The organism is Rubidibacter lacunae KORDI 51-2 (assembly GCF_000473895.1).
GTDB classification, from domain to species: Bacteria; Cyanobacteriota; Cyanobacteriia; order Cyanobacteriales; family Rubidibacteraceae; genus Rubidibacter; species Rubidibacter lacunae.
Window position 1 is genome coordinate 45,057 of record NZ_ASSJ01000030.1, and the last position, 26,271, is coordinate 71,327.

30 protein-coding genes and 2 pseudogenes are annotated in these 26,271 nt (G+C 58.0%); 20 read left to right on the top strand and 12 right to left on the bottom strand.

Going from position 1 to position 26,271, the window contains the following annotated elements; genetic code table 11:
• Nucleotides 1-26: 26 nt before the first annotated feature.
• Nucleotides 27-674, bottom strand: a complete 648-nt coding sequence (locus KR51_RS05020) for a histidine phosphatase family protein (protein ID WP_022605513.1) — start codon at nt 672-674, stop codon at nt 27-29.
• A gap of 5 nt (nt 675-679) precedes the next feature.
• On the opposite strand from KR51_RS05020, the gene KR51_RS19265 reads away from it, so the two are divergent.
• The 5 genes from KR51_RS19265 (at nt 680) to KR51_RS05035 (ending at nt 6,037) form a co-directional block, all read left to right on the top strand.
• On the top strand, nt 680-883 hold the full coding sequence (locus KR51_RS19265) for a hypothetical protein (protein WP_156914980.1): 204 nt from the start codon (nt 680-682) through the stop codon (nt 881-883).
• A gap of 265 nt (nt 884-1,148) precedes the next feature.
• Nucleotides 1,149-2,954, top strand: a complete 1,806-nt coding sequence (gene mrdA / locus KR51_RS05025) for a penicillin-binding protein 2 (protein WP_022605514.1) — start codon at nt 1,149-1,151, stop codon at nt 2,952-2,954.
• Nucleotides 2,954-3,112 (top strand): hypothetical protein, encoded by a 159-nt coding sequence (locus tag KR51_RS19270; RefSeq protein ID WP_022605516.1) that lies wholly within the window; start codon nt 2,954-2,956, stop codon nt 3,110-3,112. The genes mrdA and KR51_RS19270 overlap by 1 nt, the downstream gene beginning before the upstream one ends.
• Nucleotides 3,081-4,181, top strand: a complete 1,101-nt coding sequence (locus KR51_RS05030) for a metallophosphoesterase family protein (RefSeq protein WP_022605518.1) — start codon at nt 3,081-3,083, stop codon at nt 4,179-4,181. Before KR51_RS19270 ends, KR51_RS05030 begins: the two co-directional genes overlap by 32 nt.
• A gap of 281 nt (nt 4,182-4,462) precedes the next feature.
• Nucleotides 4,463-6,037: a cation:proton antiporter gene (locus KR51_RS05035; RefSeq protein WP_022605520.1), complete on the top strand. Its 1,575-nt coding sequence runs from the start codon at nt 4,463-4,465 to the stop codon at nt 6,035-6,037.
• Between the two features lie 43 nt (nt 6,038-6,080).
• Here the strand turns inward: KR51_RS05035 and KR51_RS05040 are convergent, their stop codons facing one another.
• The 5 genes from KR51_RS05040 to KR51_RS05060 all read right to left on the bottom strand — a co-directional run bounded on the left by KR51_RS05040 (nt 6,081) and on the right by KR51_RS05060 (nt 9,129).
• Nucleotides 6,081-7,007 (bottom strand): nucleoside hydrolase, encoded by a 927-nt coding sequence (locus KR51_RS05040; RefSeq protein ID WP_022605521.1) that lies wholly within the window; start codon nt 7,005-7,007, stop codon nt 6,081-6,083.
• Nucleotides 7,008-7,096: 89 nt separating this feature from the next.
• Nucleotides 7,097-7,759 (bottom strand): peptide-methionine (S)-S-oxide reductase MsrA, encoded by a 663-nt coding sequence (gene msrA, locus KR51_RS05045; RefSeq protein WP_022605523.1) that lies wholly within the window; start codon nt 7,757-7,759, stop codon nt 7,097-7,099.
• 188 nt (nt 7,760-7,947) lie between these two features.
• Nucleotides 7,948-8,322, bottom strand: a complete 375-nt coding sequence (locus tag KR51_RS05050) for a cupin domain-containing protein (RefSeq protein WP_022605525.1) — start codon at nt 8,320-8,322, stop codon at nt 7,948-7,950.
• A gap of 79 nt (nt 8,323-8,401) precedes the next feature.
• Nucleotides 8,402-8,695, bottom strand: coding sequence for a hypothetical protein (locus tag KR51_RS05055; protein WP_022605527.1), 294 nt, complete (start codon nt 8,693-8,695; stop codon nt 8,402-8,404).
• A gap of 50 nt (nt 8,696-8,745) precedes the next feature.
• Nucleotides 8,746-9,129: a VOC family protein gene (locus tag KR51_RS05060; protein WP_022605529.1), complete on the bottom strand. Its 384-nt coding sequence runs from the start codon at nt 9,127-9,129 to the stop codon at nt 8,746-8,748.
• Between the two features lie 50 nt (nt 9,130-9,179).
• On the opposite strand from KR51_RS05060, the gene KR51_RS05065 reads away from it, so the two are divergent.
• On the top strand, nt 9,180-10,106 hold the full coding sequence (locus KR51_RS05065; RefSeq protein WP_022605531.1) for an urease accessory protein UreD: 927 nt from the start codon (nt 9,180-9,182) through the stop codon (nt 10,104-10,106).
• A 276-nt stretch (nt 10,107-10,382) separates the two neighbouring features.
• Nucleotides 10,383-11,096, top strand: coding sequence for a 2-phosphosulfolactate phosphatase family protein (locus KR51_RS05070; RefSeq protein ID WP_022605533.1), 714 nt, complete (start codon nt 10,383-10,385; stop codon nt 11,094-11,096).
• A 22-nt stretch (nt 11,097-11,118) separates the two neighbouring features.
• Here the strand turns inward: KR51_RS05070 and KR51_RS05075 are convergent, their stop codons facing one another.
• The 6 genes from KR51_RS05075 to ndhN all read right to left on the bottom strand — a co-directional run bounded on the left by KR51_RS05075 (nt 11,119) and on the right by ndhN (nt 18,775).
• A complete protein-coding gene (locus KR51_RS05075; RefSeq protein WP_022605535.1) occupies nt 11,119-12,543 on the bottom strand; it encodes an AMP-binding protein in 1,425 nt (474 codons plus the stop codon).
• Nucleotides 12,540-13,514: an o-succinylbenzoate synthase gene (locus tag KR51_RS05080; RefSeq protein ID WP_022605537.1), complete on the bottom strand. Its 975-nt coding sequence runs from the start codon at nt 13,512-13,514 to the stop codon at nt 12,540-12,542. The genes KR51_RS05075 and KR51_RS05080 overlap by 4 nt, the downstream gene beginning before the upstream one ends.
• 49 nt (nt 13,515-13,563) lie before the next feature.
• Nucleotides 13,564-14,745 carry a GuaB3 family IMP dehydrogenase-related protein gene (locus KR51_RS05085; RefSeq protein WP_022605539.1) on the bottom strand — a complete coding sequence of 394 codons (1,182 nt, stop codon included), beginning with the start codon at nt 14,743-14,745 and terminating at the stop codon, nt 13,564-13,566.
• A gap of 234 nt (nt 14,746-14,979) precedes the next feature.
• Nucleotides 14,980-16,773 (bottom strand): R3H domain-containing nucleic acid-binding protein, encoded by a 1,794-nt coding sequence (locus KR51_RS05090; RefSeq protein ID WP_022605541.1) that lies wholly within the window; start codon nt 16,771-16,773, stop codon nt 14,980-14,982.
• A gap of 13 nt (nt 16,774-16,786) precedes the next feature.
• Nucleotides 16,787-17,917, bottom strand: a complete 1,131-nt coding sequence (gene ldpA / locus KR51_RS05095; protein WP_040655242.1) for a circadian clock protein LdpA — start codon at nt 17,915-17,917, stop codon at nt 16,787-16,789.
• Between the two features lie 384 nt (nt 17,918-18,301).
• Nucleotides 18,302-18,775, bottom strand: coding sequence for an NAD(P)H-quinone oxidoreductase subunit N (ndhN, locus tag KR51_RS05100; protein WP_022605547.1), 474 nt, complete (start codon nt 18,773-18,775; stop codon nt 18,302-18,304).
• Between the two features lie 639 nt (nt 18,776-19,414).
• On the opposite strand from ndhN, the gene rplC reads away from it, so the two are divergent.
• The 13 genes and pseudogenes from rplC (at nt 19,415) to rplE (ending at nt 26,271) form a co-directional block, all read left to right on the top strand.
• Nucleotides 19,415-20,053, top strand: coding sequence for a 50S ribosomal protein L3 (rplC, locus tag KR51_RS05105; protein ID WP_022605548.1), 639 nt, complete (start codon nt 19,415-19,417; stop codon nt 20,051-20,053).
• A gap of 49 nt (nt 20,054-20,102) precedes the next feature.
• A complete protein-coding gene (gene rplD / locus KR51_RS05110) occupies nt 20,103-20,735 on the top strand; it encodes a 50S ribosomal protein L4 (RefSeq protein WP_022605550.1) in 633 nt (210 codons plus the stop codon).
• Nucleotides 20,725-21,030, top strand: coding sequence for a 50S ribosomal protein L23 (locus KR51_RS05115; RefSeq protein ID WP_022605551.1), 306 nt, complete (start codon nt 20,725-20,727; stop codon nt 21,028-21,030). The genes rplD and KR51_RS05115 overlap by 11 nt, the downstream gene beginning before the upstream one ends.
• A gap of 54 nt (nt 21,031-21,084) precedes the next feature.
• The gene (rplB, locus tag KR51_RS05120) at nt 21,085-21,921 is read left to right on the top strand and encodes a 50S ribosomal protein L2 (protein ID WP_022605553.1); all 837 of its coding nucleotides are present in this window, start codon (nt 21,085-21,087) and stop codon (nt 21,919-21,921) included.
• A gap of 50 nt (nt 21,922-21,971) precedes the next feature.
• Nucleotides 21,972-22,250, top strand: a complete 279-nt coding sequence (gene rpsS, locus KR51_RS05125) for a 30S ribosomal protein S19 (RefSeq protein ID WP_022605555.1) — start codon at nt 21,972-21,974, stop codon at nt 22,248-22,250.
• 45 nt (nt 22,251-22,295) lie between these two features.
• Nucleotides 22,296-22,667 carry a 50S ribosomal protein L22 gene (gene rplV / locus KR51_RS05130; protein ID WP_022605557.1) on the top strand — a complete coding sequence of 124 codons (372 nt, stop codon included), beginning with the start codon at nt 22,296-22,298 and terminating at the stop codon, nt 22,665-22,667.
• Nucleotides 22,668-22,689: 22 nt separating this feature from the next.
• Nucleotides 22,690-23,403, top strand: a complete 714-nt coding sequence (rpsC, locus tag KR51_RS05135; protein ID WP_022605559.1) for a 30S ribosomal protein S3 — start codon at nt 22,690-22,692, stop codon at nt 23,401-23,403.
• A 97-nt stretch (nt 23,404-23,500) separates the two neighbouring features.
• Nucleotides 23,501-23,920 (top strand): 50S ribosomal protein L16, encoded by a 420-nt coding sequence (rplP, locus tag KR51_RS05140; protein WP_022605561.1) that lies wholly within the window; start codon nt 23,501-23,503, stop codon nt 23,918-23,920.
• A pseudogene (rpmC, locus tag KR51_RS05145) lies at nt 23,921-24,124 on the top strand (50S ribosomal protein L29); the annotation flags it as partial.
• Nucleotides 24,125-24,222: 98 nt separating this feature from the next.
• Nucleotides 24,223-24,453, top strand: a pseudogene (gene rpsQ / locus KR51_RS20540) (30S ribosomal protein S17); the annotation flags it as partial.
• Nucleotides 24,454-24,895: 442 nt separating this feature from the next.
• A complete protein-coding gene (rplN, locus tag KR51_RS05155) occupies nt 24,896-25,264 on the top strand; it encodes a 50S ribosomal protein L14 (protein ID WP_022605567.1) in 369 nt (122 codons plus the stop codon).
• The gene (rplX, locus tag KR51_RS05160; RefSeq protein ID WP_022605569.1) at nt 25,264-25,632 is read left to right on the top strand and encodes a 50S ribosomal protein L24; all 369 of its coding nucleotides are present in this window, start codon (nt 25,264-25,266) and stop codon (nt 25,630-25,632) included. The genes rplN and rplX overlap by 1 nt, the downstream gene beginning before the upstream one ends.
• A gap of 93 nt (nt 25,633-25,725) precedes the next feature.
• Nucleotides 25,726-26,271 carry a 50S ribosomal protein L5 gene (gene rplE / locus KR51_RS05165; RefSeq protein ID WP_022605571.1) on the top strand — a complete coding sequence of 182 codons (546 nt, stop codon included), beginning with the start codon at nt 25,726-25,728 and terminating at the stop codon, nt 26,269-26,271.

Below are 26,271 nucleotides of genomic sequence, written 5' to 3' on the forward strand. Positions count from 1 at the left end.
CCAGCGCATACTGCCTAGCGCCATCTCTAATTGAACCGGACAACCGACTCCGTTTCACTCAGGTGCGATGTATCGCCCGCTAACTCGAGCTCCCATCCCTGGGATTGGCGTACGACCTTAACCAGGCAACATAGAGCAGCGTTAATGTCCGGCGTGCCGCCCACCAAACCGCGAGCCGTCCCGATGACCGACGCACCGTGGCCCACGAGGAGTAAGTCTTCGCAGAACTCCTCAGCGAGCAGCCGGGCGGTCTCACCGGTGCGCACTGCGACCTCGGTATCGCTTTCGGGGTAACTAGCGATCGCCCGCGAGGTATAGCCGGTATCCACGCGCGGGAAGCGCTCCTTGAGAGCTGCCAGCGACAAACGCTCGGGCTCCTCGTGCATCCAGCAGGGATTCAACCACTCGCTCAATCCTGCTTCCAAGGCGATCGGCAGGTCCAACGCTTCGGCAACGAGATGGGCTGTTTGTACCGTACGTAAAAATGGCGACGCAAAAATCCGACCGATGCCCTCGTTGCGGAGGCGATCGCCGAGCTGTCGTGCCTGGACGATCCCGTCTTCAGAAAGATGAGGGTCGTAGGGTCGCGGGGCGGTTTTAAACCAGGCTGGGTTGACGAAATCGTAGCGGTTGCCATGGCGGGCAATCCAAACGGTCTGCGATGGAGAAACCATGACGCGTGAGTCCGGCAGAGAACATCGCGACTACTATAGTCGAGAGTCGGGCGCGCGTCACACCGCCTAGCGGCAGGTACGCGATCGCCTCCAGGGGAAGCGAACCCCTGACTCTGGCCGATCGGTCGCCACCGAACGTCAGAATCGCACTGCTAGAAACACCGCACCGATATCGTACCGACGGTTGCGCTGTCATCATTACTACCTAACCGGGCACGTCGATTAATTCGCTCAGGACCGAGGTGCGGCACGGCAGCATGGGTATTTCAGACACCAACACGCCACAATCCGGCAATTTTTCGAGGTGCCCTGTAGCCACATAATAAATCAATAAAATTTTTTTCCTCGGCGTGCCTCATTTCACCGAGCAGGACTAATTTATTTCATCGAGCAGGACTATATTGCCCAACCGCACTATTTACTGCACTAATCTTAATCTGGAACCCCTGCGGACCGTTCCGCCACCGATCGCCTATGACTGCTCTTCAACAACCATCTCCTGTCAAACCAGCCAACACGCGCCGGAAACAAAAACAGTCGCAGCGCACGGTCGGGCGTCAGTTGCGACCTGTGCTACTGCTCTTCGCCGTAACCGGATTGTTATTGGGCGGGCTCGGCTCGCGTTTGGCTTATCTGCAGCTGGCAAAAGGCGATCGCAACCGACAACTTGCCGAAAACAACCGTATTCGCATCCTGCCTAAACTGCCGGTGCGCGGACTCTTGCTGGATCGCAAGGGCCGCATTATTGCCGACAGCCGCCTGTCTCACTCGCTATTTATCTGGCCGCTGGCGCAGACGAGCGAGCGCTGGCCGGAGACGGTGCAACTCCTTGCCGAAATTCTGGAAATTCCCACTGAAGAAATCCAAACGAAGGTAGAGCAAGCCGAGCCTAACTCGCCGACCCTCGTGCGAATTGCGCGTAACCTTACACCTGCCCAGATCACTGCGATCGAAGAGTACAGCATCGATCTCGACGGGGTCGAGATCGATGCTGAACCGATTCGGTCATATCCCCATGGGACCCTAGCCGCGCATGTGGTCGGCTACACGGGTGAAATCACCTCCGAGGAATTAGATGCGTTGCGAGAACGTGGCTATCGTCTGGGCGACGTGATTGGGCGTATGGGCGTGGAGCGCGGTTTCGAGTCGCAGTTGCGCGGCGAGTGGGGCGGCCAGCAGGTGGAAGTAGATGGCTCGGGGCGTATTGTCCGGATCCTTGGCGAAAAACAAGCTCGTGCCGGTTTGAACATTTCCTTGACCCTCGACCTCGACGTACAGCGGGCGGCAGAAGCAGCTCTCGACGATCGCCGAGGCGCGATCGTCGCCATTGACCCGCATTCGGGCGGCATCTTAGCGATGGTCAGCCATCCGACGTTCGATCCGAACATCTTCTCTACGCGCATCACCCACGAAACCTGGGAGGCCCTGCAATCACAAGGCAATCCTTTCATCAATCGTGCCGTGCGCGGTTATCCGCCAGGGTCTACTTTCAAGGTCGTCACGGCGATCGCGGGTATGGAGTCGGGGAAGTACCCTCCGGGAACGATCCTCAACACCTATGGCGTTATCAATCTCGGCGGCATGCTGATGCCGGCGTGGAATGGTGCTGGTTTCGGACCGCTGGGTTATGAGGGTGCGCTGCAGTGGAGCAGCAACACGTTCTTCGGGCAAGTCGCTGTCGGTGTTGGGGGTGTTACTCTGATCGACTGGTCGCGGCGTCTGGGTTTCGGGGTGTCAACAGGGGTCGAGCTTGCTGAGGAGTCATCTGGCTTGATCGCTGATGACGAATGGAAGCGCGAGCGTTTTAACGATTGGGGATGGACAATTGGCGACACGGCCAACATGTCCATCGGTCAGGGCTTCACGCTTACCACGCCATTACAGGTTGCAGTACTGTTTGCAATTCCGGCAAACGGCGGCTATCTCGTCCGGGCGCATTTCCTCAAAGACGAGCGACCAGCCGATGCCTGGCGCAAGTCCCTCGACCTCAACTCGGCTAACGTCGCCACGGTACAGCGAGGATTGCGGCAGGTCGTGACAGCGGGGACGGGTCAGGCGCTCGCCGTTCCGCACCTGCCACCTACGGCAGGTAAAAGCGGAACTGCTGAAGCACCCCCAGGAGAAACTCACGCTTGGTTCGGTGCCTACGCGCCCTACGACAAACCGGAAATCGTTGTCGTTGCTTTTGCCGAACACTCCGGGGGCGGGGGCGGTTCGGTAGCCGCGCCGATGGTGCGCGAGGTACTAGAAACCTATTTCGACGTCAAGCCACCGCAGTGATGGTGGATGCAGTCGTAGAGTCCATTCCCTCCGGTTATGGTTGCGATCGCGCGCTTGGCGAGGCATCTGCTGCTTGCGAGCGCGGCGAGTCGTTATACTCGATGCGGCGCGCTCCGCTCGGATTCCATGAGCCTGCACTTCCGTTTCGCGATCGCTAGCGACCTGCACGTTGCCCTACCTGAAACTATTCCCGAGAGCACCCAACGCTTTCATCTTGTTGAAGTTAGTATTCCCGTCCTAGACAAGGTGCTAGAGCACCTTTCCACAGTCGATCTCGATTTCCTGCTAGTCCCCGGCGATTTGACCCAAGACGGCGAGCCGGAGAATCACACTTGGTTGCAGCAACGCCTCGAACAACTGCCTTACACGGTTTACGTCATCCCCGGCAACCACGACATCCCCAGTGCCTCGGGGTCCGACCGAGCGATCGCGCCACGGGATTTCCCTAACTATTACCGTCGTTGCGGCTACGACAGGGCAGGTACGCCCGACGCTCTCTATTACACCTGCGAGCTTTTGCCCGGCGTCCAGCTCGTCGCGCTGAATTCCAACCTCTTCGATGCCGACGGTAAGCAATACGGTCGCCTCGATCGCGAGCAACTCAACTGGCTGCGCCAGCTGTTGCCCGCGTTGAGGGATCGCTTGGCGATCGTAGCGATCCACCACAACGTCATCGAGCACGTTCCAGGACAAGGACAGCACCCGCTGTCGCGGCGCTACATGCTTGAAAATGCCGACGAACTCAAGCAGATCCTGAGAGAAAACGGTGTCAAGCTGGTCTGTACCGGCCACCTGCACGTTCAAGACATCGCCCTCGAAGGCGAGCTGTGCGATATCGTCACCGGCTCCCTCGTCAGCTACCCGCACCCGTATCGCATCATCGATGTCTGCCACGACGATCGCGGTATGGTTCTCGAAGTGGATTCCCATCGCGTTGCGGCCGTACCGGGGTGGGAAGATCTCCAGGAGCGATCGCGCGAATGCCTGGGCGATCGCTCCTTCCCATTCATGCAGCGCCTGCTGGCCGGCGTGTCGCTCGACCTCGATGCGGATGCAACCGACGCGATCGCCCGCCACCTGCGCTATTTCTGGGCGGACATTGCGGCAGGGGACGCGCGCTTCGAATTCCCGGACTTTCCGCCCGCCGCCCGCCGCTATTTCGAGCGTTTCAGTGCCGACGCCTGCCCGGCTTACGTCGGCGACAACCGGGCGACGCTGGTGCTGTAAGCCAGTTTCTGATGTTGCGAGCATCTTGCTACGCCCCCTCACATCGACACATCAACATGGCAGGCTGGGTTAATTCTGTCTCGATCCGAAATCACGTATACTCAAACGCGCTTTCAACCGCAACCGCAACTGTTCTGTCTCGAGCCAAGGATAGCGGGTTGGCGATCGCACAGCGACTGGGGTGACGCCATTCCCACCGCGAGCTCGTGCTGTCCGCCGGCCGCTATGATTTGGAGTGAAAATCGCTCCCACGGGAGTTCGGTGAGGAGAATGCAAGCACGATGAGCGCAGAAATGTTGGGTGAGGGCCCGGGAATTCAGCAGAGCCTCGAACAGTTTTTGGTCGTACTGTCGATTTCGTTGGGCGTTGCGACCCTCTCGCAAATCGTGAGTTGGTTCCGGCGCGTCCCTTACACGCTCCTGTTGGTTGTCGTCGGTTTGGGATTGGCGTTTGTTGACGTCCGTCTGGTCAACCTGTCGCCAGAGCTGATTTTAGAGATCTTTCTGCCGCCATTGTTATTCGAGGCTGCATGGAACATCCAATGGCGCAACCTCAAGGAAAATCTCTTGCCCGTGGGCTTGTTTGCCACCTTGGGCGTTGCGATATCGATCGCGACGGTGGCGCTGGGTCTCAGCACGCTGGCAGGAGTGCCACTTGAAATCGCGCTGTTGGTCGGCGCGGCCTTATCGGCAACCGATCCGGTTTCGGTGGTGGCGCTATTCCGCGAATTGGGGGCGGGCGAGCGACTGACGGTTTTGATGGAGGGCGAGAGTCTGTTCAATGATGGCGTAGCGGTCGTCGCCTTCGTCTTGCTCGTGGGGATCCCGCTGGGAACGGAAACCTTCGAGCTGACCTCATCGCTCGCGCGCTTTGTCACCTTTGTCGGCGTCGGCGTCGGCGTTGGTGCGGCGCTAGGATTTGGTATTTCCTATTTGACCCAGCGTTTCGACCTGCCGTTGGTCGAGCAGTCCCTGACGCTGGTGTCAGCTTACGGCACTTACCTAATCGCCGAGAAACTGGGCGGCTCGGGTGTCATCGGGGTGGTGACGGTGGGCTTGATCTTGGGTAACTTCGGCTCGCGCATCGGCATGAACCCGCGCACGCGCTTGATCGTGTCGAAGTTCTGGGAATTCATTGCCTTCTTTGTGAACTCGATTGTCTTCCTGCTCATCGGCGACCAAATCGATATTGTCGAGTTGGGCGACGCAGTTCCCGGGATCGCCACAGTGGTGGGGTTGATTTTGGCGGCACGCGCGGTCGGCGTGTTCGGTCTCAGTACCTTCCACAATCTGCTGAGCGAGGAGGCAATTGGGTGGCGAGAGCAGATCGTTCTGTGGTGGGGCGGCTTGCGTGGCGGCGTCTCGATCGCCTTGGCTTTGAGCGTGCCGGTTGCCCTCGCCGAACGCCAAGACATCATCGAAGCCGTCTTTGGAGCTGTATTATTCACGTTGCTAGTGGAAGGTCTAACGACGCGGACCGTGCTGGAAAAATTGGGACTCGTTGGCGGCGATCGCGCCTTGAGCGAGGAGTATTCAGAGCTGTTGGCGCAGGGTGAAGCGCTACGGCGCGTGCAAACCTACCTCAAAGAACTCGATAACAATCCCGAAATCGACGCGGAATATTACAGCTACCAGAAAGATCTGGTGGACGGTGAGGTTGCCAGCATCAACGATCGCATCGTTAAGTTCAAGAACGAATATCCGCAACTGCGCATGCTGGAACAGGAGCAACTTCGCAAACGATTGCTCGACATCGAAGCCGATACCTACGCCGAGTACATTCGCACCGGTCAACTGAGCAAGGAACTCTCGCCTTGGGTGCTCAAAATCATCGTTGAAGCGGATGCTGCTGAATAAAAAATGAAGGGTCATCTGCAGCCGGTGCGCGGTTACCGCGACGCTACAGGGCCCACTGCTGGAGCAGGTATTGGTAGAACCCGGGCTTGTTCACTTTTGCCATCACCTGCACCGGGCGGCCGCCGCTAGGGGTGACGCGCGTGCGTCCCTGGCTCGAGCCCGTCGCGACGATCTCGGTCGTAACGGTTGTGGTTTCGTACAAGTCCGGGCGATCGAGATATGCCGTAGCGAGAATGTCCCAGCAGTAGTAGTCTTGCGGCAATGCTAGGGCGTAGCATGTTCCCACGAAATCCGAGAGTGGGTAGCTGCGCTGCTTGGCAACCTGCCGGATCGTCTCCGCGGTCAGCGGCACTTCATTGGTGAGATCGAGGGAGCAAAGGATAATTGGGATTTCCGTCGCCCACACCCGCGCGACGCTTGGCGGATCCCAAAACGCATTCCACTCGGCCGACCCGTCGTGCTCGGGGGCGTAAAGCCGCTCTACGTTGCCTGGAACGTTGAGAGCGCCGCCCATCCACACCACGCGATCGATGTGCGCGAAGAGGCTCGGGTCGCGTTCTAATACCTCTGCCAGGGTCGAGAGCGGTCCGGTCACCATCAACGTCACCGGACGCGGCGCGGCGCTCAGGGCGTTGGCCATAAAGTCCACTCCCGATTCCGGGACAAGCGGCGTGCGGATCTCGTCGCGCTCGTTCAGAACCGGGAGATTGTCGATGACGACGCTGTCGCGCCGATATGCAGGTGGAAACGGATTGATCCCGCGCACCGTACTTTCGGCAACCGGCACGTCCGAACGCCCCAACCAATCTAGAAGCTTGCGTGTCACGCTCAGAGCGGCACCGATGTAACAGTCGGCCGGCGTCACGACGACGCCAAGCAACTCGACCGATGGCATCCGCAACAACAGCGTCAGGGCGAGGAAGTCATCCACCGCACCATCGTGGTCCATCAGCACGAGCTGCTTTGTCATGATTCCGCCGTTACCGTTTTGCTGCTACCGAGTTGCCGCTGCCTCGTTGCCAGACGGGCGCGATCGCCCTATGCACTGCACTACCGAGCTTACTTGCTCTCGGAGACCAACCCGACCGGGCAGGCGACGTTCGTGCCGCCGAGCCCGCAGTAGCCGTTGGGATTCTTCGCCAGGTACTGCTGGTGGTAGTCCTCGGCGTAGTAGAACTCCGCGGCGTCGGCAATTTCGGTGGTGATGTCGCCGTAGCCTGCTTCTTTCAGCGCAGCTTGGAAGCGATCGCGCGACTGCTCCACCAAGCGGCGTTGCTCGTCGGTGTAGGTGTAGATTGCCGACCGATATTGCGTGCCTACGTCATTGCCCTGACGCATGCCTTGCGTGGGATCGTGCCCTTCCCAGAAGATTTTGAGCAACTGCTCGAAGCTGACTTTCGACGGATCGTAGGCAACCAGGACGGCTTCCGTATGCCCGGTCATCCCCGAGCAAACTTCCTGATAGGTCGGGTTGGGGGTGTGACCGCCGGAGTAACCGACTGCCGTACTGAAGACGCCCGGCTGCTGCCAGAACTTGCGCTCGGCACCCCAGAAGCATCCCATCCCGAACTGGACGAGTTCGATGCCGTCGGGGAAAGGCAACTGCAGCGGATTGCCGTTGACGGAGTGGCGCACGGGTACCGGCATTTGAGCCGCGCGACCGCGCAGCGCGTTTTCGGGCGAGGGGAGCGTTTGCTTTTTGCCAAATCCGAAGAAAACCATTGCGCGTTCCTAGACCTTCTAATGACTAAACACCGATCAGAATCGCAACCAATCGCAAATCGTCGCTACTTAATATTATGTAACGAGACATGGAATGCTCGGTGCGGACAAGCGTACCGCAGGCGTTCGGGTGGAGCGTTGCGAGACGGTGGTGGCGCGATGGCTCCGGTTCCAGTTCTGGTTGCGTTTCACTCGCTCACCGGATCGAAGACGAGTTCGTCTTCCACGCGCCACGCCGGGTCGACCATGCACACGAATAGGAGCGGTTCGGAACCGGTGTTGCGGACGTACTGCTTGGCATTGGGTGGAATGTAGACAGCATCGCCGGGACCGATGAGCTGCGCTTCGTCGTCGATGTGCATCTCGCCCGTGCCGCTAATGATGTAGTAGACCTCGGAGGTTTTGAGTGCGTGCGGGACCGAGACCTGTCCAGGCGGCACGATCGCGTGGGCGAGGCTGTAGCGTAGGGCGATCGGTTGCTTGTCGGGGTGCAGCAGTTCGCGCAGGATGGTGCCGTCGCCGGCGATGAATTCTTCGCAGTCTTGCAGTTTGCGGACGAGCATCTAGGTAGCCATTGAATGGCGGCTGATGAATGGTGGCTGGATGGGGGCGATTGATTGCGTCGGCCGGCACGTCGAGGTTCTAGCGAGTGCCTCCGTAGGTTCCCGATTGCGGAGAATAGTCGGAACAAGCGATCGCGGCTTCGGTGGTGGCGATCGCGGGTTTAACGGTGCACTTGAGGACGCTCGAATGGGTGAAGTAGAGGCAATTCGTGCAGGGAATCCGGTGCATCGTGCGGCTGCGGGCGATCGCGTCGCGGATGGCACTCAACAAAGACCAGCCCAACAACAGTGCGAAGCCCCAAGCAAACGCCATGCCGAGCAGGCTCCAGAGCGGCTTGAGGGCTTCGAAGATTGCGTAAAGATAGGTAAACAAGATTTGTCTCCAACCCGTACCCCGATTTTAAGCACGGCCCGTTGCTGGTGTTACGCCACCAGCGTCAGGATGTTGCCGGCGCGATCGCGGAGGTGGGCGAGGGTGCCGCCCCAAGCTTGGGCGCGCGGCGGTTCGCAGAATTCCACGCCGCGATCGCTCAGGTGGCGGTAGGTGGCATCGAGGTCTGGGACGCTTAGTATGCCATGGCGTTCTTGAGGTCGGCGACGGGCAATTCGGGCATCAGCCCGGAGAATGTCGGGCTCATCGTTCGCTCCACCTCGGCAGTGCCGGTTACCAATGACTGAGTAGTACAAAAGAACTGTTATTGCGTCAAGCGATCGCCGCTCGGCTGACGGCAGTTGCGGTTCGATACGAGGGGTCGCAGCAGTTTGTCGGAACGGGATGCTCGCGAGCGATCGCGCGGTTTGCAGCATTACTCCGGAGCGGACTCGCGGTTCGCTATCCTGACTCGTACAATGCCGATATGGCAATTTCCGATATATCCGATATATCAATTAACCCGCAGGCGATCGCCGTGACTGCTACTTCCGATGCCAATCTGCACGATGACGCTTGGTTCGGCAGCTTGGACCTCAACTACGTTTGGCGCGACGGTGCGACGCAGGTGGCGCGATCGCGTCACCAGTCCCCGCTAAAGGTACAGCGCCCGTTTTACCCGGAGGGGCGGCAGATTTGCCACAGCTTAATCCTGCATACGGCTGGCGGGATTGTCGGCGGCGATCGCCTCACTCAAGCCCTGCACTTGCAGCCGGACGCGCGCGCGCTCGTAACGACGCCAGCGGCGACCAAGATTTATCGCAGCAACGGCCGACAGGCAACTCAGGCGATCGCGATCCACCTCGGTGCCGAAGCATGGCTGGATTGGTTGCCCCAAGAGGCGATCGCGTTCGATGGCGCTCGTTACCGCCAGGAGCTGCGCGTCGATCTCGCCCCCAGTGCGACCTGGCTCGGGTGGGACGTGACGCGCTTCGGGCGTAGCGCTCGGGGGGAACGGTTCCTCAGCGGCGAATGGCGATCGCGCGTGGAGGTGTGGCGGCAGGGCAAACCGCTGTGGATCGACCGCCAATATCTGCGCGGAGGGCGGGACATCGATCGCCTCAACGCGCTAGCCGGTCGCTCGGTCGTCGGGACGCTGGCGTGGTTTGGCGGGGCAACCGTCCAGGATTCGGTGGTGCGGGAGCTTGTTGCCGAGGCGCGATCGCTATGGCAGCCGCAGGGCGAGCTTGCCGAGGCGGGCGTGACGCGGGCGCGCGGTGACGGATTGTTGTGTCGCTATCGAGGTACGTCAACGACGGAGGCGAAGCGCTGGTTCGTCGGCGTGTGGGAGTTGTTGCGCCGGGAATTTGCAGGGCGATCGCCGGTTATGCCACGGGCGTGGCAGTGGTTTTAGTTTTAAGGGTTGGGCCTGCTGCCAGTTGCTCTTTCTGAACCAGCACTCGTCCTTACAGAACCACCCCCGCTCCACTGGAACAACGTGCTCGAGTTTTGCACTGCCACCTCGTCCGATGCGCTCCTCAATCCCTCGGTCGCCATGTTCGAGCTGCTTTGACAGTCAGCGCGCGAGCAGCAACTTATCCCAACCGTATAAACTTGCCAGAGCGCGGGACAATAGTCTCGTGTCAGAACCTAGAATATTTAGCTGCAGTCGCTCGGGCAGACGCCAACCGTGAAAGTTTTTGTATTCCATACTCCCGAACTTACTCCCGCCGACACCTTGCCCGATTGCGCAGTTGTCATTGACGTCCTGCGAGCAACCACGACGATCGCGGCTGCTCTGCATGCCGGGGCCGTCGACGTACGCGCCTTCAGTGACATCGACCGCTTGATGGCTGCCGGCGCCGAACTCGCCCCATCGCAACGCCTGCGACTAGGCGAGCGCGGTGGCAAACCCGTTGAAGGCTGCGACATGGGCAACTCGCCCCTCGACTGCACGCCGGACGCCGTCAGCGGCAAACACCTGTTTCTCAGTACCACCAATGGCACTCGCGCCCTAAAGCGTGTCGAACGCTCGCGTGCCGTCCTCACCGCCGCTCAGATTAACTACCAGGCAGCAGTCAATTACCTCCGCGATCGCCAGCCGGAGACCGTGTGGCTGGTAGGGTCCGGCTGGCAAGGTACCTATTCCCTAGAAGACACGGTATGCGCGGGGGCAATCGCCCGCGCGCTTGAGGCTAGTGCCGTCGGCAACGATGAGGTGCTCGGCGCGATCGCCCTGTACGACAGCTGGCGCGATCGCCTATCGGAGTTATTCCGCCACTCCAGTCACGGTCAGCGCCTGCTGCGCTTGGGTAACGCAGCTGATATCGATTACTGCGCCCAAAGTAACTGCTGCGACGTCTTGCCCATTCAGAAAGAACCGGGCGTGCTCGTTGCCCTGTAATTGCAAAACGATCGACTTCAAGCTAACGGCACTGACGTCGGTACTGCGCGATCGCGAATTCTCGAACGCGCGCGCAGTCGGTCTTGCCGCGATCGTTGCGCGGAAATGAGTTACACGCAATCCAGACCTTCGGTTGCTTAAACGAGCTGAGGCGATCGCGCAGCTCGGCTTTTACCAGCGCGACCCAATCGGTCGGCAGTGTATCGGCTGCGGGCGCCGATAGCACCACCACTGCTGCAACGACCTCCCCCCACTCGCGATCGGGAATCCCAACCACGCAAACATCGCGAATCTGCGGCACCGAGCGAATAACGGCTTCGATTTCTTCGGGGGTAACGTTCTCGCCACCCGTAACGATCTTGCGACTGCGGCGACCGACAATCACAAGTTGGCCATCATCGTCGACATACCCCACGTCGTCGGTCAAAAACTCGCGAGCAATCGCGTTGCCGGGCAGATATCCCCAACACAGCGACTCTGCCGCGATCGCGATCGTGCCTACTTGCAGAGGCGGCAGCAACTCCCCATCTGCTCCGCGAATCGTCACCCGCGCGTGGGGCAGCACGCATCCGCTGCTCGTACGACCGGCCAGGAAGTCCTCGGGTTTGAGCGTTGCAACTTGAGAAGCCGTTTCGGTCATTCCATAGGTTGGCGCGAGGCGAATTGATTCCGATCGCGCTGCTGCAAGTAACTCATTCCAGGCTGGAGCACCTCCGAGTAAGACCGTTCCGAACCCGGCCAACCACCGCGAGCCACCTGCCGCCATCAGCCGCTGTAGTTGCGTTGGCACCAGGGAGATGAAAAAGAGATCGCGCGCGATGTTGACTAGCTCCGGTTCGGCAATCAATGCACCTGTGTGCATATCAAAATGCAGCGATTTGTAAGATGCGATCGCTAGTTGCCCGCCAGCGTTCAGCACGCGCACAAACTGCATCAAACCACTGACGTGATAGAGGGGTAGCGTACAGAATGCACGGACCGGCCCGCCACCGAAGTACGTTTGAAAACCCTGCGCCGCTGCTGTTAGGGTCTGCCAATCGTGCAGTGCAAACCGCAGTTGTCCCGAAGAACCGCCCGTAGGAATGCCGATTGCGGGGAACGTTGCCAAAGGCGTTGGGACATTTGTCGCCAAAGACGGGCTGGGGACGCGATCGCCCTTGCGATAAATCCAGTTGGGGACAACCAACGCGATCGCTTGTTGCCACTCGGACTCGCGCCACTGGGGCGACCCCAGAAACACATTGCACCCGCGCTCGACCGACGCGATAAAAATGGCCAGCAACTGTACCGGATCGCTCTCGACGAGCAAAATGCGCTCCGACGCTCGCAGGCGATCGCGTTCCCGCTGTGCCACATCTAGCAGCCGCTCGGCACTGCCGCCAATCAACCAAGCGCGATCGCCCGCGCGCCATCGCGCTTGCAAGCTCGCCAAAGGCAACACCGTCACCTGCCGCTTCCCAACCCACTAGCCGCTCGATCGAACCACTCGGCAACCGGGGGATCGTCTGCGAACCAATGCCGCACTCCAAACCCGACTGCTCTCTGCGTTCCGGACACCGCACTCGCCAACCGCAACGCTGCCCGTCGCCCGACCTCGGTTTCGAATACAGACGAAAACACGGGCGCGATCGCGTTCTCTTGACAGAATCGCTCCACCTGAGTCGGCGACCCGGCGATCGCGGCCTTGACGACAAATTCCCCGCGCCACCCTGCATCCCAGCACGCTCGAAGCCGACCCAGCGTTGCAACCGACTCGTCCAACGCGATTGCCGTTAAGAACTGCTCGTCTAGTTGTTGCATTTCCTCCAGGCAATTGGGCGGTAGTGGCTGCTCGAAAAACTCTACATTCCCAGCGCGATCCGCGGCCGCCAACCACGCTCGGGCTGCTGCCACATCTAACCCGCCGTTGGCATCGAGTCGCAGGCATACTCCAGCTGGCAGTTCTTTACTGAGTTGCTCGAACAACACCAATTCATCTGAAATATCGCCTGCTCCCACCTTCCACTTAAACGTTCGCATGCCCATTCCCCAGCCGGTCTGCCAGGCTCTTAGAGCTGCTGCGCCCGCCGGCAGCAGGTAACTGTAGGTCGAGTTTGGCATGGCTACATCCAGAGTGCCCGACGCTGCTGTAAGTTCCGCGAGCGCAGAGTCGCATGCAAACTGACAGGACGGCAGCGCTGGGGGAATCAACGCGATTGCCGCCACATCCAACCTGTCGCCAACGCTGCGGCAAAACGCGATCGCCTCCGCCAGCGTTTCCGAACCGAACCGAGGCAGCGGTGCAATGTCGCCCCACCCGACGCGATCGCCATCGCTCAAGCGCACGATAATGCCCTCGCGGTGGAGCCAACGACCCTGGCTCGTCGCTAGCGGTTGTCGAAAGCGACGGCGGTACGGTCGGAATGCAAAGCGGAACATAGTCATCTAGTGCGGGCGACATTGGGCAACGTCCGCTTTTAACCCAAGTCTACTTACCCATTCCGAGCTGCTGTGCCTTCTGATAAACCTTACCCTCTGTCAATAACGACGGCGCGATCGCCACGTCGACTTGCTGCATATCCTTGAGGTTTTTAGCGCCCAGCGTACCCATGCTGGTTTTGAGCGAGCCGAGTAAATTGTGCGTGCCGTCGTCCAAACGCGCCGGACCTCGCAGAATCTCTTCCAGCGTGCCCGTGCTGCCTACCTGGATCCGCGTCCCGCGCGGCAAGATCGGGCTCGGCGTAGCCATACCCCAATGAAATCCGCGCCCCGGTGCTTCAGCCGCCCGTGCAAAGGGCGATCCGATCATCACCGCATCAGCACCGCAAGCAATGCATTTGCATATATCACCACCCGTTACCAAACCCCCATCGGCAATGACGGGGATGTAAACGCCCGTTGTATGAAAATGGTCGTCCCGCGCAGCCGCGCAATCGGCCACTGCCGTCGCCTGCGGTACGCCAACGCCAAGTACGCCGCGGGACGTACAAGCTGCTCCCGGTCCAATGCCGACCATCACGGCAGCGGCCCCTGCCTTCATCAAATCCATCGTCACTTCATAGGTCACGCAGTTACCTAATGCCACGGGCATGGGCATCTCTTGGCAGAACTCCGCTAGATCGAGAGGTGTCAGGCTGTCCGGAGCCAAGTGTGCCGTCGAAACTACCGTTGCCTGCACGAAGACCAAATCTGCCCCTGCAGCGGCGATCGCCTCGCCAAACCGCAATGCACCAGCCGGCGTAACGCTCACTGCTGCAATCCCGCACCGTTCTTTAATCTGCACGATGCGCTGCCGGATCAGCTCCGGGCGGACGGGCGCGGCATACAGTTCCTGCATCAGCGCAACGAACTTGGTCTTGCCGACAGACGCTATGCGCTCCAACACCCCACTTGGGTCTTCGTAACGAGTTTGAATACCTTCAAGATTGAGTACGCCCAACGCGCCCAAATCAGTCAGCCGCGCTGCCACGTCTGCATCAACAACGCTATCCATCGCGCTGGCAATAATCGGGATCTCGCGCTCGATCGCGCCAACCCGCCAGCGCGTATCGGCCAGACTCGGGTCGAGCGTCCGCCGTCCCGGAACGAGCGCGATCTCGTCAATTCCATAGGCCCGACGCGCTGCTTTTCCGCGCCCGATCTGAATGTTCGCTTGCTCGTTTGCGCTCATCCGTCCCGTCCCCAAAGCTATTTCTGCTAGACTATCAGATTATTCTAGTCGGCGGTCGGCGGCGACTGGCTAACGAGCGCGATCCTCGGAAACAACCCGCTCTCGTCGGGTCTAGGGCACCCAAATTGCCAGCCTGTTGAGTTGCAAACGCGCACTGACTTTAGCCGCAAGGGCAGGGAGCCACAGGGGGGCACAGTAAGAGAACCGGCCCCCGTATCTGCGGACCTAGCTGTTCTAGGCTGGATAAATTCGCAGGCGACGATTGGGTTCTTCGCCAAAGCTATCGGACTTCAGGCGATAGTGTTCGGCAAGTTCGTGCTGAAGCTTGCGTACCTTCGGCGATCGCGGCAGCAACTCCACCGGCTGTCCCTCGGGAATCACGATTTGCTCGACGGCCAGCCGTGCTTCCTCCAATGCTTCGAGCTCGTCATCGTCACCAGAGGATGCAAACAGCTGCATGTCCGGGACCACATCCACCGCATCATCGAGGTTCAACAACCGCTGCAACGCCCGTGTAATCTGCGGAATCGTGTTGGACTTTACTACGTGAATTGGTAATTGATGCGTTTTTGCCACCTGGCGCAATTTGGAATGGTTCTTGACCTGCGAACGCAGTGCCAATACTGCGTCAGCACCTTCCAAATCTTTCGTTAAGGCGATCGGCAGCTTCATGACCTCAAGAACTTGTTCGAGCTGACTGCGACCGATGCCGTAGGGATAAACGTACACCGGCCAGTCCTCGCCATTTGGACCTGGCGTCCGCACCTTCTCGCCGCTGGTGTTTGGCTCAACCTGCTGCCAAGACTGGTCTAAGAGGCGGTCGAAGTCTCCGCGCTCGCCCCGTGTCGAGGACATCGGAATCGGGCTCATGCGTCCCGACGCCCGCCACCCTTTCTGACGCGTTAATGACTCTACCTTGGTGCTCGCTCCTGCCGCTGCCATCATTGAAGGCTCTGGCTTTTCGTAAGTCACGCTGAAGCGCCCGTCAGCATCGGTCGAGCGAATCTGCTGTTCGGGGTTGGTGCCGCGTAACAGCCGGTCGATCGTATCGGCAACATCCTCGTGAACTACCCAGCGTTGGCGCTCGAACATCTCCACTGCGATCGCGAAGGTGGGTGGAGCCTTGCGCTCCAGCACGGTCTTTTGGGAGCCGCGCCGCCGCGCCTCGTCGTCTCCAAGCGTTACGGCTTGAATGCCGCCTACGAGATCCGACAGCGTCGGATTCTTGATCAGGTTTTCCAGGCGGTTGCCGTGCGCCGTGCCCACGAGTTGTACGCCGCGCTCCGCGATCGTACGGGCAGCAAGAGCCTCCAGCTCCGTGCCGATCTCGTCGATCACCACAACCTCTGGCATGTGGTTCTCCACGGCTTCGATCATGACTTTATGCTGCAGTTCCGGGCGCGCCACCTGCATTCGTCGCGCCCGACCGATCGCGGGGTGCGGAATGTCGCCGTCGCCGGCGATTTCATTGGACGTATCGACGACGACCACGCGCTTGCCACAATCGTCGGCCAACACGCGGGCAATTTCTCGCAGGGCTGTGGTCTTTCCCACGCCCGGACGGCCGAGGAGCAGAATCGACTGCCCGCGCTGCACGAGGTCGTCGATCATGTTAATCGTGCCAAAAACTGCCCGTCCGATACGACAGGTCAACCCAATCGCATCGCCGTCGCGGTTGCGAATGGCACTGATGCGGTGCAACGTCCGCTCGATGCCCGCGCGATTATCGCTACTAAACGTCCCGACGCGATCGCAGCAATATTGAAGCTCCTCACGCGTGACGCAGTCCTCGCTAATATATTCCGAGCGATCGCGATAGCGTGCCTCCGGTCGGCGGCCCAAGTCGAGTACTACCTCGACCAAATTGTCGCGCCGCTCGGGACAGTCGAGCGCTGCTCGCAGTGCTGGTGGAAAAACTGCGAGCAGGGTATCGAGATCGTCAGTCGTCTGTCGGCGCTGGGAGGCAGACGCCGTTGATGGGGGCACCGAACGCGCTGGAGCGAACTGAACGGGATCGGATGTGACCATTTGCTGAGTAAACCTAGCGGCAGATCGACGAAACAGCATCGGAACCTACTGTAATGGGAACAGCTACAGACAGTTGTGCAGTAAGCGCGCGCGCGCGCGCGACTGCTTGCCACAACAGCAACGGCTTGTCTTCAAGCTGCGCTGGCGGCATCCCTGGGTATATTGCTAAAAGGCGGTGGTTGCTAGCTTCTAACGCGTCGAGTACCGGCACCATCACCGAGCGCGCGTAGCTTCCATACGCTACTCCTGCTATAAAATTCCCCGACTGCGTCGGGCCCAGCAACCCAGCTGCATCCAGTTTCGGTACCGTATGCTGATTAGTGCCGCCAGCTGGCTGGACATAACCTGGCAACTGTGCTGCCAACACCTCCTGAGCCAGCCGCACGGCTGCCCGCGTCGCACCCGCTCCCAAATCGCCACTCATCGGTCGCCCATCTGTCTGCCAAAGTAGCGGGCAGGGAAGTGGCTCGATCGCCTCGGCAAGTCCCCGCAAGTAATCAGTCAAACTGGGTCCGTCCTGGCAGCTAATTGCCAGCAGCTTGAGGCGCGCCACCAGCGGTGCAAGTGAGTCCCACAACCTGAGGAACTCGAGTTTGCGACCAACCTGGGTATGAATTTCGATGGCGTCTATGTCAAGACGCTCGAGCTGTTGTGCGGCTTCAGCGGGAGAAAGTTGCTTTGACTGAGTTGCAATCGATTGCTGCGGGCATACCGGCAGACAGCGTCCGCAACCATAACAGCGATCGGCAATCACCCCCGCCATCTCATCCCAGCGTATGGCCCCTGCCGGACATACGGTTTCGCACGGACGCGAACAATCTTGCGGACATTGCGCCGAATCGAATTCAGCCTTACGAAAATGCGGATCGTCACCGTCATTGATGCTCACCATCAACCAGGGCACCCCTGGATTGAAGCCGCGCTGCTCGGCTTGTCGCCTCAAACACCGTGCAGCCGACAAACCACCGCGGGCAGCTGCCACCACAGCTGGATCGGCAGCAACATCAATGCAGTCAGCCCCTGCTAGCGCGTAAGCCAAACTCATGCTGCGAACAGCAGGTAAATACTGATAGCTTGCTCCGCAAATCAGTTTGAACCAGCGACCAGTCTGCAGTGACTGTAACGGATAGCGCAGATGACTCACTCCGGCATCTCGAAACATAGCAACGGATGGTGGTGCCATTGCTCCAGATCGACCTGCTCAATTCTCGTGCGAGCAGATGCCGCGGAGCAAGCACTCATGAAACACTAAATATAGTGCTTGCTATCCTGATAGTACCTAGATATGCACCGCCTGAGAGCTACGATCGTGAAACTTTACGCCTTAACAGGTTTCCTTTTGGAGAGTACTCCCTCTCATCTACCCTATCAGCTCGCACCGAGGCAAGCTGTGCCTGTTGTTTTTTCGCCATAGAGATCGAACTCTGCGGAATTGCTCGCTGCTTCGGTCTAGTCCTAGAGATTTATGCGGATGACACTCTGCACAGCGGTAATTTCCGCAACTGCCCCTGCTAGTGTAAGAGGAATGTTATGAGGCGGCAGTATCTGCCAGCGGCTGCCAGCGAAAGTAGCGCGAACCGCCCATTTCCAAGACGACCTTGATAAGCGGCTCGGACTCAGTCAGTCTAACTATATATTCGCGCTCTTGCTGCGAGAGAACATAGCCTTCAATTACCCACAAAACCAAACCCTTTGCCCAGGAAGGCAGCGCTTCAATCTGGTAGCCAGCAATCGGCGGGACGAAGTAAATATCGCCAACTGCTGCTTCCCGGGCAATGTTTTTCTTCCCCAAATGTGGCGGGCGAACTCCGTGAGTTCCGGTCAGGTACGAAGCGAGATCCCCCAACCCTCGAGCGCTCAGCGACAGGCTGACATAACCCTGGGCGCGCAAACGACGTTGATAGCGTCCTTCGAACCCCCCTTCCAAGGGAGCATAAATCGCAAGAGCATTGGCGCGCTCCAAGTCGCGGATGAAGCCTTTTCCACTTGTCAACAATGGCATGCTAATCCTCGACCACTAGGCTTTTTGAACGATTCGGTTATTATATGTTGGTCCTGAGCACACAAGCAATGTGCCTGCAGTCGGTCGCAGGGCAAACGCATACTCAGAATTTCGGCTCAATATTTGCAATAAGCACGGTTAAAACTGGGTTTGTTGAGAAGGGGAGTGCTGAGTTACAGCACTCCAAATCGCTGAAACCCCAACCTGCCGTAAAGCCAATGCTTGGTATGCGCTTGCCCTGCCTCAATACACCTCTAGCTTGACATTGCTCAACATGTTTTGCTATGCTCGATAACTGTGGCTGTACAGGGGACAGATACCTACTCCATTGCTTGCGTTTCAACGTTCGCTTGCGATAGGTACTGGTAGGGTAATAGTTAATTTGGCTTGCCCCCTTTGCTCTCAAGCGGTTATCGCAAATGCGGATACTGGGAGGCTACACCCCTCTCAAGTCCCTGCGAACCAACAGGAATCGCTGCGCGGAAGGACAACGGTCAGAAGTTGCATGCGGAATGAGTCGATGGTTGTTTACTAAGGCAACGTACGACTTTTTTCTGTTGTCGTAAAATAGGCTGCTTCCACGTAAAAGGATCTGGGGGCGACGGTCGCCCGAACAGACGAACCATAGGAGGATGCATCGTGTCCGTTGGAATTCTCGGGCAAAAGCTAGGCATGACCCAGTACTTCGATATGGAGGAAGGGATCGCCATCCCCGTTACGGTTGTTCAAGCAGGACCGTGCACGGTGACACAAGTCAAAACTCAACAGACGGATGGCTATGCCGCGGTCCAGGTTGGGTTTGGAGGAATTGCGGAGAAAAACCTAACCAAGCCTCAACTCGGTCACCTTTCCAAGTCCGATGCTCCACCCTTACGTCATCTTCGCGAGTATCGCCTTGAAAGTCCTGACGATTTCGATCTCGGCAACCAGTTAACAGTCGAGATTTTTGAATCCGGTCAACTCGTTGATGTAACGGGCAAGAGCATCGGTCGTGGATTCGCAGGTTATCAGCGCCGCCACAACTTCCGCCGAGGTCAGATGACGCATGGTTGTAAAAACCACCGTCGACCCGGTTCGATTGGTGCAGGTACGACTCCTGGACGTGTTTATCCTGGCACCCGTATGGCGGGTCGCTTGGGCGGTAAAACCGCGACCGTACGGAAGTTACAGGTAGTGAGCGTGGATGCAGAACGTAATGTGCTTCTGATTAAAGGTTCGGTGCCAGGTAAGCCTGGTGCACTGTTGAGCATTGCCCCAAGCCGGATCGTTGGTAAGTAGAGGTATCGGGATCTGGCACTTTTAGCAAAGTACCGGCAGGAAGTAGAGGATGACTAGTTGCACGGTTAAGAACTGGGAAGGTGAAGCAGTTGGCGAGGCCACCATCGAGCTAAGAGTCGCGCGTGAGGAGAACGTCAAGCATCTTCTACACCGTGCGGTTGTTCGTCAGCAGACGAATGCTCGACAAGGTAACGCTTCAACTAAGACGCGGGCCGAGGTGCGCGGCGGCGGGCGCAAGCCTTGGCGACAGAAGGGGACCGGACGTGCTCGAGCCGGATCGATTCGTTCGCCACTCTGGCGTGGTGGTGGCGTTATCTTCGGACCGCGCCCGCGCGACTTCGAGGTGCGGATGAATCGTAAGGAACGCCGTTTGGCGCTGCGGACAGCTGTCATGAACCGCATGGAAACCGCAATTGTGGTCGAAAATTTTGCAGAGCAGTTCCCACGCCCGAAAACTGCTGACATGGTTGCAGCTTTGGGGCGTTGGGGTGTGACAGATAAAGACAAGGTACTGCTCGTTTTGACTGACATGTCAGACAATGTTTTCTTGTCGGCACGCAACATTTCAAATCTCAAGATGCTCCGTGCTGACAGCTTGAATGTTCTCGACCTGATGACCTACAACCGGTTAGTAACAACTCCAGCAGCTCTTAAGGAGATTCAGGAGGTGTATGGTGCCTGATTACAACCCGCGCGACCTCATCGACCTTGTCCACCGTCCAATCGTGACCGAGAAGGCAACACTTCTTCTTGAGGAGAACAAGTACGTTTTCGACGTTACAAAGCGAGCAACGAAACCACAAGTCAAAGCTGCGATCGAGTTACTTTTTGACGTAAAGGTGACCAAGGTAAATCTCCTTCGCCAGCCCCCCAAGCGCCGCCGGGTCGGTCGATTCATCGGTTATAAGTCGCAGTACAAGCGGGCAATCGTGACCCTAGCGGAAGGGGACACGATCGTTCTCTTCCCTGACGTATAGAGCATTCGAGCTTCCCAATCTCCCGGCAGGCAAGGCACCTATTCAGGCAAAACCATGGCTATTCGTTCGTTCCGACCTTTGACTCCCGGTACTCGCCAAGCAATGGTCTCGGAGTTCTCCGAGCTTACACGTCGCGAGCCAGAGAAGTCCTTAACAAAGGGGTTCCACCGCAAGAAAGGGCGTAACAACCGCGGTGTGATCACCAGTCGCCGCCGCGGCGGGGGTCATAAGCGTCTGTATCGGATCGTTGACTTCCGACGCGACAAGGTTGGCATTCCTGCTGAGGTTATGGCAATTGAGTACGACCCTAATCGTAATGCGCGCATCGCTTTGCTGCAGTACCAAGACGGCGAAAAGCGTTATATCCTCTGTCCGGAGGGCTTGAGTGTCGGCACGACAGTAACTGCCGGTGATGATGCACCGTTCGAGATAGGAAATGCAATGCCTCTCAGTCGGGTACCCCTCGGTACCGACGTCCACAACATCGAGCTGATCGCAGGGCGTGGCGGTCAGATCGTCCGGTCCGCTGGAACGGCATCACAGGTCGTTGCTCGTGAGAAGGGCTACGTTACCTTACGCTTGCCATCCAGTGAGATGCGGATGGTTCGCCAAGAATGCACTGCAACGATCGGTCGTGTTGGCAACGCTGAGTTTCGCAACCTCAAACTTGGTAAAGCCGGTCGTTCTCGCCATCGCGGACGTCGGCCTGCTGTTCGCGGTAGTGCGATGAATCCCTGCGACCACCCACATGGTGGTGGAGAAGGGCGCGCGCCCATCGGTCGGAGCGGTCCGGTGTCCCCTTGGGGGAAACCCGCAATTGGTGGCAAAACCCGCAAACCACGAAAGCCCAGCAGTAAGCTAATCGTGCGTCGTCGCAAGAAGAAGCGTTAGAAGCTTTTAATAATCTGCTGACCAATTTCTTGGAGAGGGACATATAGGAAATGAGTCGATCGTTAAAAAAAGGACCATTCGTTGACGACAAGTTGTTGCGCAAGATTGAAAAGCTGAATGCTCGCAACGAGAAGCAAGTGATCAAGACTTGGTCGCGAGCATCGACGATTATCCCGCCGATGGTCGGTCATACTCTCGCGGTACACAACGGGCGGCAACACGTGCCAGTTTTTGTCAGCGATCAAATGGTCGGACACAAGCTTGGAGAGTTTGCTCCTACCCGCACTTTTCGCAGCCATGCCAAAAGTGACAAGAAGTCCCGCCGTTAAAGGCTCTTGTCTGCAGCGGTTCTACCACGAGGTTCCATAACAGTTATGGTTACGGCAATTATCGATACAGCAGAAGAAGTGAAGGCCATCGCGCGCTACATCCGCATGTCGCCTCATAAGGTCCGGCGAGTGCTCGACCAAATTCGCGGTCGCTCCTACCGTGAAGCTCTTGTCGTTTTGGAATTTATGCCCTACCGTGCCTGTGAACCCGTCCTCAAGGTACTGAGATCGGCCGTGGCAAACGCCGAGCATAACAACGGTCTCGACCCAGCCAACCTCATAGTTAGCAACGCATTTGCAGATGCGGGGCCCGCTCTGAAACGTTACCGTCCCCGAGCTCAGGGACGTGCTTACCAGATTCGCAAACCAACGTGCCACATTACTGTTGCCGTTGCACCGCTCGTCGAAGACGCATAAGTCCTTCATCCGATACCAAGACATGGGACAGAAGATCCATCCAACCGGTTTCCGCCTCGGCATTACTAAGGAACATCAGTCCTGCTGGTATGCCGACTCAAAACGCTATCCCGACCTCCTGCAGGAAGATCGCAAAATCCGCAGTTATGTTGTCGACAACCTTAACAACGCTGGTATCTCGTCGATCCGTATCGAGCGGAAAGCCGACCAGATCGACCTTGAGATTCATACAGCGCGACCGGGAGTCGTTGTTGGGCGCGGTGGTAGTGGTATTGAAACACTCCGTATTGGGTTGCAGCAGCTGCTTGGTGGAAGCCGACAAATCCGCATCAATGTTGTGGAGGTTGCCCGCGTTGACGCTGATGCTGCCTTGATTGGCGAGTACATTGCCCAGCAGCTCGAACGACGGGTTTCGTTCCGGCGCGTCGTTCGTCAGGCTTTGCAACGTGCACAGCGGGCTGAGGTCAAGGGTATCAAGATTCAGATTGGCGGTCGTCTAAACGGTGCGGAAATTGCGCGAACGGAATGGACGCGCGAAGGACGCGTACCATTGCATACGCTACGAGCTGATATCGACTACGCCTACCGGACGGCGCGAACGATCTACGGCATTCTCGGTATCAAGATCTGGGTGTTTAAGGGCGAGATCATTCCTGGTGCCGATGGACCGCCTCCCCCTCCCCCCGCACCACGTCGTCAGCGTCGCCGCCAGTTTGAAGATCGCTCCGGCGAGTAGCGAGTTTTACGCGTATAGGTAGCCCGTCAATACTCTCGCTGTTTGTTGCTTCCTCAATACCTACCAGTAACGCCGATCGCCTATCCGGTAACGGACAATGCTTAGCCCAAAACGTACTAAATTTCGCAAACAACACCGCGGTCGCATGAGGGGTCTTGCCCAACGCGGAAATTCAATTGAATTCGGTGATTTTGCCTTACAGGCAATCGAGCCGTCGTGGATTACATCACGTCAAATTGAAGCCGCGCGTCGGGCAATGAACCGATACATCAAGCGCGGTGGGAAGATATGGATACGAATTTTTCCGGACAAGCCCATTACCATGCGCCCTGCTGAGACGCGCATGGGCTCGGGTAAGGGGAACCCTGAGTTTTGGGTAGCTGTTGTCAAACCCGGACGCGTCATGTTCGAGATTGCTGGTGTCGGCGAGGATGTCGCTCGCGAAGCCATGCGGCTAGCCGCTCAAAAGCTTCCGATCAAAACAAAGTTCCTCGTTCGCGAGCACCAGGAGGTCTAGATGGCGTTTCCCAATATTGCTGAGGTCCGCGAGTGGGACGATGCGGCGATTGCCCAGGCTATCGTCGATATCAAACGCCAGCTTTTCCAGCTGCGCTTGGAGCAAGCGAAGGGCGAGTTGGAACAGCCCCACCAGTTCAAGCACGCACGTCACCGTCTCGCGCAGCTCTTGACAGTCGAGCACGAGCGCCAGCTCGCCCAAGCTGCAACTGGCTCTGAAGCGGAGGTTGGTACCGACGGAGCACCCGAGTCAGTCACGACCGTTGGCGAGACTACATCACCTACCGAGGAGGAGTAAATCGAATGCCTGCCAAGGAACGCGTGGGAGTCGTCGTAAGCAACAAAATGCATAAGACCATTGTTGTTGCTGTTGAAAGCCGGTCTCCCAGCCCGAAATATAAGAAAACGATGGTGCGGACCAAGCGCTACAAGGTTCACGACGAGGAAAACCGCTGCAAGGAAGGCGATCGCGTGCGCATTCGCGAAACTCGTCCGCTCAGCCGCACCAAGCGCTGGACCCTTGCCGAGGTTCTAGAGGGAACGTCACGCGCCGTAACAGCGCCCCAAGTCATTACGGAGCTCGAGCCAGAGGTACTTGTGGCAGCTGGCGAAGCTTCGGTCAGTGAGGCTGCGAGTTCTGACGCTGCTGAACCCGCTGAGTCCGTAACACCTGAAGCTCCCGCAGCTGCAGATGTATCTCCTGCCGAAGACGTGCAAGTTCTCGAAACTGGAGAGGAAGAGGCATCTGAAGGGTTGGAAACCACTCCAGACTCTGAGTGCCAGTCAGCTGCAGAAGTGACCGAGACCAACACGTCGGTTGATGCTTCCGGCGGAGAGACTGTCTCATCCGGGGTAACTGCTGGAGATACCCACCAAGAGGCTTCAGACAGTGAAGAAGAGGGGTCACCGGTCGAACCTTAACCGGCATATTTCCTAAATTGCAGTCCTGACTCGATTACGAGCGAGGAGCTCAGACGTGATTCAGCAAGAAACGATTCTTAATGTGGCAGATAATAGCGGCGCACGCAAAATCATGTGCTTGCGAGTAATGCGTGCTGGGAATTGTGCCTACGCTCGCATTGGTGACGAGATCGTGGCTGTGGTCAAAGAGGCGTTGCCGAATATGGTCGTCAAGAAGTCTGACATCGTCCGTGCTGTGGTCGTGCGCACTCGCTATCCACAGAAACGAGCGAGCGGCATGACTATTCGCTTCGACGACAATGCTGCCGTAATCGTCAATACCGAAGGCAACCCCCGCGGAACGCGCGTCTTCGGTCCAGTTGCACGCGAGCTTCGCGACAAGAATTACACCAAGATTGTTTCGCTGGCTCCGGAGGTGCTTTGATGGCTAGAAACTTTCAGCAAGCAACTCGAGCAGTAAATTCCCAGGTGCGCCACAAAATGCATGTCAAGAAAGGCGACACTGTACAGGTTATCTCGGGCCGCGACAAGGGCAAAGTTGGCGAGGTACAACGCGTACTGCCTAAGGAAAACCGCATTGTCGTTGAAGGTGTGAACGTGCGGACCAAGCACGTCAAACCTCGCCAGGAAGGGGAAAAAGGCAGAATTGAAACTTTCGAGGCCCCGATCCACAGTTCCAACGTCATGCTTTATTCCAAGAAAGAGTCCGTTGCCAGCCGCGTCGGCCATACCTTTACCGAGGACGGTCGTAAGGTACGCGTGCTCAAGAAAACCGGTGAAATCATCGACTGAATCAGTGCGATGCGATCGCTTACAGCTTCTGCCGTTGGCGCTCGCTATGTTCGTGCTTTCTGACCCAGCCCAGAGAGCTTTCTGCAACAGACCATGACACAGCGACTTAAGACACTTTACAGCGAAACAATCGCGCCCAAACTCAAAGAGCAGTTTGGGTACACTAACCTCCACCAGATCCCCAAGGTCCAAAAGATTGTTATCAATCGGGGGTTGGGAGAAGCCCATCAGAACGCGCGGGCGCTCGAAGCAACTCTTCAGGAGCTAGCTAAAATTACCGGTCAACGTCCGGTAGTAACCCGCGCGAAAAAGGCAATTGCAGGATTCAAAATCCGCGAGGGCATGCCGGTCGGAGCAATGGTAACTTTACGATCCGAGCGCATGTATGCCTTTCTCGACCGGCTGATTAGCATTTCGTTGCCGCGCATTCGTGACTTTCGCGGGATCAGTCCAAAGAGCTTTGACGGACGCGGCAATTACAACCTTGGCGTGCGCGAGCAGTTGATGTTTCCCGAGATCGATTACGACAGCATCGACCGAATTCGGGGAATGGACATCACGATCGTAACGACCGCTAAGACCGATGAGGAGGCACGCGCGCTCCTGCGTGGGATGGGCATGCCCTTCCGCGACAGTTAG